This is a genomic window from Streptomyces marokkonensis, from assembly GCF_039539045.1.
In the GTDB taxonomy this organism is placed as follows: domain Bacteria; phylum Actinomycetota; class Actinomycetes; order Streptomycetales; family Streptomycetaceae; genus Streptomyces; species Streptomyces marokkonensis.
In genome coordinates this window covers 1-9176 of record NZ_BAABCQ010000236.1, presented here as the reverse complement: position 1 = coordinate 9176, position 9176 = coordinate 1, and the positions used below count along the sequence as shown (strand labels likewise).

Genomic DNA, 9176 nt, shown 5'->3' with positions numbered 1-9176 from the left:
CGGAAAGGAATTTCACGGTTCTTACGGGGAGCACCGCACAGCACGCCGGCCCGCCCCGAGAGATCGGCTCTCCCGGGGCAGGCCGGCGTGTGGTTCGGTCCGCTGGATCAGTTGGCGCTGCGCAGGAAGATGCTCTGGTCCATGTTCCAGCCGCTGTTGGTCGCGCTGGCCCAGCCGGGAGCGGCTCCGTTGATCCCTCCGTCGGCCCGGGAGGTCCAGGTGAACGTCCTGACCTTGCCGTCGCTGTACCCGTACATGGCTGCCAGGTCGTCGCGTCCGTCGCCGTTGTAGTCACCCGGGACGACGCGCATGTCGGAGTAGGCGAAGTTGCCGGCGGCGGTCGTGTACGCCTTGTAAGGCGTGCCGAAGTGACCGTCCTCAGTGGTGCTGCTGGTCAGGATGTGGATGGCGTCGCGACCGTCGGAGTAGTCGTACCAGGCGGCGATGTCGTCACGGCCGTCGCCGTCGAAGTCACCGGCGTGGACGTAGGTCCGGTTCCAGTCGCCGAAGGTGGAGCTGCCCCAGGAGGCGATGGAGGCCTGGAACCCGCCCGTGCCGTTGGCGAGGAAGCTGTACGTCTTGACGCTGTTGTCGGCGTGGCGGTAAAGCCCGCCGAGGTCGTCGCGGCCGTCTCCGTTGAAGTCACCGACGACGAACTTCAGGTTGTCGCTGTTCCAGTCGTTGTTGGTGTTGCTCCATGAGGGGAAGGCAGCGTTGAAGCCCCCCGAGGGCGTCGCGGTGAAGGTGAACAGCCTGTCGTCGCCGTTGTCGTAGTCGTACCAGGCGGCCAGGTCGTCGCGGCCGTCGCCGTCGAAGTCACCGCTGTGCAGCGTCATGTTCCTGGCGGTCCAGCCGCCGGGCTCGGCGTCCCAGGACGGTGAGGGTGCCGCGAAACCACCGTCGGCCTTGCCCAGCGCCGTGAACAGCCGCACGGAGCCGTCGCTGTAGCCGTACAGGGCGGCCATGTCGCCGCGGCCGTCGCCGTTGTAGTCACCGGTGGAGAACTGCATGTTCTCGGCGTACCAGCTGCCGACGGCGGAAGCGTACGACTGGAAGGGCTGCTCAAGGGTGCCGTCTGCCGCGGCGGTGAGGGTCTGCAGCGAGTCGTGGCCGTCGCCGTAGTCGTACCAGGCGGCCAGGTCGCTGCGGCCGTCGCCGTTGTAGTCGTGGCGGACGACGGTGCCGGCGGCCCACTGGGACACGCCCTGGGCATCGTGGATGACGAAGTTGCCGCGGTCCTGGAGAACGGCTCTGCCGCCGGGGGCGGTGGTCTTCGACTCCCACAGGACGGTGGCGCCGTCGGCGTCGAGGACGGCGAGGTTGCCGTTCGTGTCGAACCGGGCGGTTGCTCCGGGGTGGCCCGCGGTGCCGGTGGACCACAGGGTCTTGCCCCCGCCTGAGACGACGGCCAGGTCGCCGTCGGCCCGCAGGGTGAGGCGGGCGGCGTTCGCGACGAGGCTGTCGCCGGCCCGCAGGACGGTGCCGGGGATGAGGGTGTCACCGCCGGCGACGTTGTCGAGCCGGGGGGAGACGGCGTTGTTGCGGGTCTCCGCCGGGTCGGTGCCCCAGCAGCCGCCCTGCCAGGACTGGCTGGCGAGCGCGACCAGCTCGAACTTCCCGTCCTTCTGGCGGACCAGGGGGCCGCCGGCGTCACCGGCGCAGATCGCGTCGGTGTCCGTCGTGCCGTCGAGCGCGATCGTGGTGCCGGAGACGGACTCGACCGTGAAACTCGCGGTGTGCGGGGAGAGCGGCACCCACTCGTCCTTGGTGCGGCCGAACCCGGCGACGGTCAGTTCCTCGCCCACGGCGGGCGGGGTGGTGGCGAACCGGACGGGGGTGCCGCTGACAGGGGTGGCGAGGCGGGCCAGGACCATGTCGCGGTCGGTGCGGGGCACGAGTTCGACGACGTCGACGGGCCGGTTGGTGCCGGAGGCAGGGCCCAGGACGGCCTGGGTCTTCCACTTGGGCTTGCCGGCGGCGACCTGGCCGCCGCCGAGGTCGTCGGCGAAGCAGCTGGCGGCGGTGGCCAGCCACTGGGAGGCGACCAGCACCGCGGAGCAGGCCCGCTCGTTGTCGCCTATCTGCAGGCGGGCGGTGAAGGCGTAGGCGCCGTCGGTGGCGGCGGGACCGGCGGCGGCCTGGGCGGCGCCTGTGGTGAGGCAGCCGGCGGCCACCGCGGTGGCCATCAGACCCGCGGTGATCGCGGCGCGCGAACGGAGTATGGACACGAGATGGTACCCGTTCCTTTCACTGTGCGGGATGTGCAGTGTAGAAAACATGTGCGGGGGCCGGGTCAGCCGGTGACGTGGAGTTCCAGCAGGACGGTGTCAGCGCCACCGACTCCCTCACCGACGCCCTGGAAGTCGTTCTTGGCCAGGTCGATCTCCTGGGTCTTGCCCTCCGCGCTCAGTTCGGCGTGCACGGCCGTCTCCCCGGTGAAGGGTGATGCCCTTCTCCTGGAGGATGCGGTCGGCGCCGGGGTGCTGGAAGTCCTCGACCGCGTACGGCATATCGTCCGCGGCGGCTGCCGCCGCCCGGGACGCGGCCGGCGGGGCGTCGGACGCCGAGACGGCGTAGGCGACCGACGACGCGCCCCACGACGGTGCAGGCGGCGAGCAGTCCGGCGAAAGCGGCTTGCGGAGGCGGATGCTCACCAGAGTTTCCTTCCAGGGCGATGTGATATCTGACGCGCATGGACGTCCCGACGCGGCGTGCGGTGTCGCGGACGCGCATGCTCGGCGCACGAAGGAGCGGTGACATCGACCGGTGCGAACGGGGCAGCGGCGATTCCCCCTGGCTTCCTGACTACGAACCAGCCCTGCGCCGACCCTTCGTGACGCACCGATTGCGCAACTTATCACGTGGTCACAACATGCCTACATGTAACCCACATTCACCTCACAAGTAGGCTCGACCTGACGAAACACTGCCTCCGGCCAGCGAGTTGTCGGGCAGCGGGAGGTAGGACACTCTTGAGTCGAAGACTCACCGAACGCATGGTTTTCGACCGTATGCACATACAGACGGACACGGCGGCGAGTTGTGATGGCGACTCATCTCTCTGCGGTCGCTGTGCCTCGCCCTCCTGATCGCCCTGATGCTGGGCATGTTGGGCACTGTCCCGGCGACCGCCGTCGACGAGGCGCCGGGTGAAGAGGAGGTGTCCGAATACATACCCGCCACCGACCGGGGCCGGGTGCTCGAGTTGCGGCAGTCCGGAGGACCGGCCGTCAAGGCCGCGGCCGAGGCGGCACTGCTCGGCACCGACGAGAACGTGCAGAAGTTCCTCTCGGAAGAGAAGGAGATCGCACAGCTCAGTGACGACCGGGTGGCGGCCGTCCGGATCCTGTCGCTGGGCGGGCGGGAAGTACGCGCGGCCGCGCAGACGGCGCTCACCGGCTCGTCCGAGGATCTGCGGGCCTTTCTCAAGGACGGCTGGCGGGCCCCGCTGGACCAGGACCAACGGGTCCAGGTCGTGCAGATCATTTCGGCGGCCTCCGGACGCGGAGTCAAGGAGGCGGGTCAGAAGGCACTCAACGGCACCATCGAGGACGTACGCGAGTTCCTCAACAAGGGTCAGTACGTCGCCGCAGACAACGACGCCCGCGTTCAGGTCGTCCAGCCGTGGGCGGTTTCCTCGCCGCCCACGGCCGGACGGCTCGGACCGTACGAGCTCCGGACCGCCCGTGCCGTCGCCACGCTCTGCCCCGCGTGCGGCCGTCGGCCGACGAGCATGTCCACGGCGCCGGACACGCCACAGGGCCCGCTGCCCCCGGGTCCGGGAGCCGCGGGCCCTGTCGAAAGGACCGGCCCGTCAGGCCGTCGTCCACCACACCGTCGTGTCCGCCGGGACCTTCGCCTCGCCGGCCGCCTCGGTCACCTCGCCGCTGGCCAGCAGTACCCGCCCGTACGCGGGCATCGGTACCGACTCGCCGGTGGTGTTGGCCACGCACACGAACTCGCCGCGCCGGAAGGCGACGACGCCCTCGGGGGCGCGCAGCCACTCGACGGTGTCGCCCGCGCCCAGGTCGGGGTGGGAACGGCGGACGGCCAGCGCGTCGCGGTACAGCTCCAGGGTCGAGCCGGGTTCGCCGGTCTGCGCCTCGACGCTCAGCTCGCCCCAGGCGGCCGGCTGCGGCAGCCAGCTGTCGCCGTCGCCGAAGCCGTACGAGGAGCCCTCGCGGGTCCAGGGGATCGGCACCCGGCAGCCGTCGCGGTAGCCGTCCTGGCCGGCGCCGCGGAAGTACGCCGGGTCCTGGCGCACCTCGTCGGGGAGGTCGACGACGTCCGGCAGGCCGAGCTCCTCGCCCTGGTAGACGTAGGCCGAGCCGGGCAGCGCCAGCATCAGCAACGTCGCCGCGCGGGCGCGGCGCAGGCCCACCTCGCGGTCGCCGGCCAGGCGGAGCTGGGTGCCGAGGCCCGCCGGGTTGGCGAAGCGGGTGGCGTGCCGGGTGACGTCGTGGTTGGAGAGGACCCAGGTGGCGGGGGCGCCGACCGGGCGCATGGCGTCGAGCGTTCGGTCGATGACCCCGCGCAGTTCCTCGGCGTCCCAGTGGGTGCCCAGGTACTGGAAGTTGAAGGCCTGGTGCAGTTCGTCGGGGCGGACGTAGTTCGCGGTGCGCTCGACGGTCGGGGTCCACGCCTCGGCGACGAAGATGCGCTCGCCGCTGTACTCGTCGAGGATCGTCCGCCACTGGCGGTAGATGTCGTGGACGCCGTCCTGGTCGAAGAACGGCGTGACATCGTTGCCCAGCATCCGCAGCTCGTCGTGGGAGCCCAGGTCCGGCAGGCCCTCGGCCTTCACCATGCCGTGGGCGACGTCGATGCGGAAGCCGTCGACGCCCATGTCCAGCCAGAAGCGGAGGATGGAGCGGAACTCGTCGCCGACGGCCGGGTGCTCCCAGTTGAAGTCGGGCTGCTCGGGGGCGAACAGGTGCAGGTACCACTCCCCCGGCGTGCCGTCGGGCTCGGTGACCCGGGTCCAGGCGGGGCCGCCGAAGATGGACTCCCAGTCGTTGGGCGGCAGTTCGCCGTTCTCGCCCTTGCCGGGGCGGAAGTGGTAGCGGTCCCTGGAGGGGGAGCCGGGGCCCTCGGCGAGGGCGCGCCGGAACCACTCGTACTGGTCGGAGGAGTGGTTGGGGACCAGGTCGACGATGATGCGCAGGCCCAGCCCGTGGGCGTCGCGGATCAGCGCGTCGGCGTCCAGCAGGTTGCCGAACATGGGGTCGACGGCCCGGTAGTCGGCGACGTCGTAGCCGGCGTCGGCCTGCGGCGAGGCGTAGAAGGGGCTGAGCCACACGGCGTCCACGCCGAGGTCGCGCAGGTACGGCAGACGGGTGCGGACACCCTCCAGGTCGCCCATGCCGTCGCCGTTGCTGTCGGCGAAGCTGCGCGGGTACACCTGGTAGATGACCGCGTCCCGCCACCAGTCGCGGCGCCCCGCGACGGTGGCGGTGGCGGAGGTGGGGGCCGGGGCGGCGGAGGGCTGCTGGCTCATGGCGTCCTTGATGTGTAACGGAATTCCGGTCATGGAGGCACGGGTGGTGGGGGAAGAGGTGGCCGGCCGCGGTGCTGCGGGGTCGGATGGGCACCGCGGCCGGACGTTTTCCCGGGCGGGCGTCAGCCCTTCGTGCCACCGGCGGTCAGGCCGGTCACCAGGTTCTTCTGCACGAGGTAGAAGAACGCGGAGACCGGTATCGCGACGAGTACGGCGGTGGCGGCCATCAGATGGCGCTGCGCGTCGTGCTCACTGACGAAGCTCTGCAGGCCGACCGCGAAGGTGTACTTGGTGTCGGTCAGCATGAACGTCGAGGCGAAGGCGACCTCGCCGAAGGCGGTGATGAAGCTGTAGAAACCGGCGACCGCCAGGCCCGGCCGGGCGAGCGGCAGGATCAGCCGGAAGAAGGTGCCGAAGGGCGACAGCCCGTCGACCCGCCCGGCCTCGTCGATCTCGAACGGGATGGTGTCGAAGTAGCCCTTGAGCAGCCACGCGCAGTACGGCACCGCGGTCGAGCAGTAGACGAGGATCAGGCCGAGGTAGCTGTCGACGAGCCGGAACTCGGACAGGATCTGGTACATCGGCACGATCAGCACGGCGATGGGGAACATCTGGGTGACCAGCAGGACCCACATGAGCTTCTTGTAGCCCGGGAAGCGCATCCGCGAGACCGCGTAGCCGGTGGTGGCGGCGACCATGACGCCGATGACCGTGGTCCCCAGCGAGACGATCAGCGAACTCTTCAGCCAGTCGAAGAACTGCGTGTGCTGGAGCACGAACGCGTAGTTGTCGAAGGTCATCTTCGACCAGATGCGCTCGGGGTGCAGGTAGTCGTTCTTGTCCGGGCCGAGCGACAGGTAGACCAGCCAGGCGACCGGGAAGAGCGCGATGAGGCTCGCCACGGACAGGATGCCGTGGGAGGCGAGGGACGCGGCGCGGCTGCGTTCGCCGCGGCCGCGCACCCGGCGCGACGGCGCGGTGGACGCGTCGGCCCGCTCCGCCGGGGCCTTGGTGGGCGCGGTTGTTGTACTCATGGCGGCTCCTGCCTCAGTTCGCGAGCTGCTGCTCATTGCGGTTCAGCCAGCGGCGGTAGAAGGAGGTGAAGACGATCAGGATGGCCAGCAGCAGGATGCCGTAGGCCGCGGACTGCGCGAAGTCGCGCGGTTGCTGTCCGAAACCGAGTTGGTAGGCCCAGGTGACGAGGATCTGTGCCTCGGGGGCGGTGTTGCCGAACAGCAGGAAGATCACGGCGAACTGGTTGAAGGTCCAGATGATGCCGAGCAGGACGACCGTGGAGCTGACCGACCGCAGACCGGGGAGGGTGACGTGGCGGAACTGCTGCCAGGCGTTCGCGCCGTCCATCTCGGAGGCCTCGTAGAGGGTGTTGTCGATGGACTGCAGGCCGCCGAGGAGCGAGACCATCATGAAGGGCACACCGCACCAGGTGTTGACCATGATCGCGGAGAACCGCTGCCAGAAGGTGTCCTCGAGCCATGCGGGGGTCGGCAGGTGCAGCCATTCCAGGGCCGAGTTGAGGATGCCGGCGTCGGCGAGCATGAAGCGCCAGCCGAAGACGGTGACGAAGGTGGGCACGGCCCACGGCAGGACCAGGATCAGCCGGTAGAAGGTGCGGCCGCGCATCTTCTGGTTGAGCAGCAGGGCGAGGCCGAGGCCGATGAAGAAGTGCAGGCCGACACAGACCGCCGTCCACACGATGGTCCAGATGAAGTGCGACCAGAAGCGGTCGTAGGCGGTCGGGCCCCACAGGATGTCGGCGTAGTTGTCCAGGCCGATGAACTTGTAGGTGGCCTCGATCTCGTTGACGCCGATGGTGCGCCCCGTGTTGAGGCTGTTGGCGTCGGTGAGCGTGAGGTAGAGGCCGTACCCCAGCGGGTACAGCACGAGGACGCCGATCACGACGGCCACCGGCGCGATCATGGCGTAGGCGTACCAGTGCTTCTGGTAGCTGTCTTTCAGACGCCGGCCAAGGCCGGGCCGCGGGGTGCGGTCACCGCGGCGCTTGCCGGTCGCACGGTCGATGGCGACTGTCATGGTTCGACACCTTCGGGAGCATCAGGACGAGAGGGGCGGCTGGACGAGCTGGACCGGGCCGGACGAGCTGGACCGAGCCGGACCACATGGACCGAATCGGACCAACTGGACCGGGCCGGCCGGTCAGGGGGTACGGCGCGCAGGCCGGTGGCCGCCGGGTCCCCTCCCCCACGCGGGGGACCCGGCGGCCGCGCGGACCTACTTGCTGAAGTCCGGTACCAGCTTGGCGATCGCGGTCTCGACGTCGCCCAGACCCTCGTCGAGCGACTTCTTGCCGCCGGCGATCTGCGGCAGCTCGTCGTCCAGCGGGACCAGCAGGGAGCTGTACTCCGGCAGCGCCGGGCGCGGCTGGGCGGCGGGCAGGACCGTCTGGAAGCCGGCGATGCCCGGGTCGGCCTTGACCTTGTCGGTGTAGGCGTCGTCGCGGGTGGGCAGCGTGGAGTTCTCCAGGGCGACGGTCTCCTGGGACTTCGCCGAGGTCATGAACTTCACGAACTTCAGCGACGCTTCCTGGTGGGCCTTGTCCGAGCCGGCGTACACCGAGAGGTTGTGGCCGCCGGTCGGGGCGCCCGCCTTGCCGGTGGAGCCGGCCGGGACGGTGGCGATGCCGAGGTTGTTCTTGTCCTTGAAGGCGGAGCCCTTGTAGAAGTTGGTGATCTCCCACGGGCCCTGGATGATCGAGGCGACCTTGCCGCTGACGAACGCCTCCTGGATGTGGGCGTAGGCGTCGGCGGTGACGTCGGCCTTGTGCAGGCCCTTGCCGTCGAACAGGCTCAGCCAGGTGCCGTACGCCTTCTTCGCCTCGGGCGACTTGACGGTGATCTTCTTGGCCTCGACGTCGACCGTGTCGGTGCCCTCGCCGTACAGGAACGGCTGCGCGTAGTAACCGGCCGTGGAGGCCCAGTAGCCGTCGACGCCGGTCTCGTCCTTGATGGTGGCGGCGGCCTTCTTCAGGTCGTCCCAGGTCTTGGGGGCCTCGACGCCGGCCTTCTTGAAGATCTCCTTGTTGTACACGAAGGCGAGGGTGTCGGTGACGAGCGGGACGCCGTAGGTCTTGCCCTCGTACGTGGCCTGCTCGATCAGCTTGGGCTGGAACTTGTCCTGGTCGGCGAGGGCCTCGGTGCCGTCCAGCGGCAGGAAGAACCCCTTCTTGGCGAAGGCGGGGGTCCAGCCGACGTCCGTGCGCAGCACGTCCGGGGCGCCCGAGGCACCGGCGGCGGTGTCGAACTTGTTCTGCGCCTGGTCGAAGGGGACGTTGACGAAGTTGACCTTGATGCCCTTGTTGGCGGCCTCGAACTCCTTGGCCAAGGCCTTGTAGGCCGGCGCCTCGTTGGTCGCGTTCGAGGTGTCCCAGTACGTGATGGTGACCGGTCCGCCCGACTCGCTGTCGCTGTCGCCGTCCCCGCCGCACGCCGTCGCCGTGAGGGCGAGGGACGCCACCAGCGCGGTGGCCGCTATGCCACGCCGCATGAGTTCTCCTTGAGGGTGAAAGCCCGTGTGGTGCAGGGTGCGGGCTCGTCCGCCGCTCCTGCCGACTGCCGACCGCGCCTTTGCCGCCGTCGGGCGACGTGAACGTAACAGCGCCGCAACCTCGACGGAAAGGTCTTGCAGCAAAAAAGTGCAAGAA

At 69.5% G+C, this 9176-nt stretch carries 6 protein-coding genes and 1 pseudogene; 1 reads left to right on the top strand and 6 read right to left on the bottom strand.

Annotated features, from left to right (window positions below):
- Positions 1-107: 107 nt before the first annotated feature.
- Together ABEA26_RS33420 and ABEA26_RS33415 are read right to left on the bottom strand one after the other, a co-directional pair.
- Complete coding sequence (locus ABEA26_RS33420) at positions 108-2228, bottom strand: FG-GAP-like repeat-containing protein (RefSeq protein WP_345597464.1); 2121 nt, start codon at positions 2226-2228, stop codon at positions 108-110.
- A gap of 65 nt (positions 2229-2293) precedes the next feature.
- The gene (locus ABEA26_RS33415) at positions 2294-2422 is read right to left on the bottom strand and encodes a hypothetical protein (RefSeq protein ID WP_345597463.1); all 129 of its coding nucleotides are present in this window, start codon (positions 2420-2422) and stop codon (positions 2294-2296) included.
- Positions 2423-3097: 675 nt separating this feature from the next.
- Between ABEA26_RS33415 and ABEA26_RS33410 the strand changes: the two are divergent.
- Positions 3098-3577: pseudogene (locus ABEA26_RS33410) on the top strand (ALF repeat-containing protein); the annotation flags it as partial.
- Between the two features lie 237 nt (positions 3578-3814).
- On the opposite strand, the gene ABEA26_RS33405 reads toward ABEA26_RS33410, so the two are convergent.
- The 4 genes from ABEA26_RS33405 to ABEA26_RS33390 all read right to left on the bottom strand — a co-directional run bounded on the left by ABEA26_RS33405 (position 3815) and on the right by ABEA26_RS33390 (position 9019).
- Positions 3815-5497, bottom strand: coding sequence for a glycoside hydrolase family 13 protein (locus tag ABEA26_RS33405; RefSeq protein ID WP_345597461.1), 1683 nt, complete (start codon positions 5495-5497; stop codon positions 3815-3817).
- 122 nt (positions 5498-5619) lie between these two features.
- Complete coding sequence (locus ABEA26_RS33400) at positions 5620-6531, bottom strand: sugar ABC transporter permease (RefSeq protein WP_345597459.1); 912 nt, start codon at positions 6529-6531, stop codon at positions 5620-5622.
- 13 nt (positions 6532-6544) lie between these two features.
- Positions 6545-7549 carry a carbohydrate ABC transporter permease gene (locus tag ABEA26_RS33395; RefSeq protein WP_345597458.1) on the bottom strand — a complete coding sequence of 335 codons (1005 nt, stop codon included), beginning with the start codon at positions 7547-7549 and terminating at the stop codon, positions 6545-6547.
- Positions 7550-7747: 198 nt separating this feature from the next.
- The gene (locus tag ABEA26_RS33390; protein WP_345597456.1) at positions 7748-9019 is read right to left on the bottom strand and encodes an extracellular solute-binding protein; all 1272 of its coding nucleotides are present in this window, start codon (positions 9017-9019) and stop codon (positions 7748-7750) included.
- Between the last annotated feature and the right edge of the window lie 157 nt (positions 9020-9176).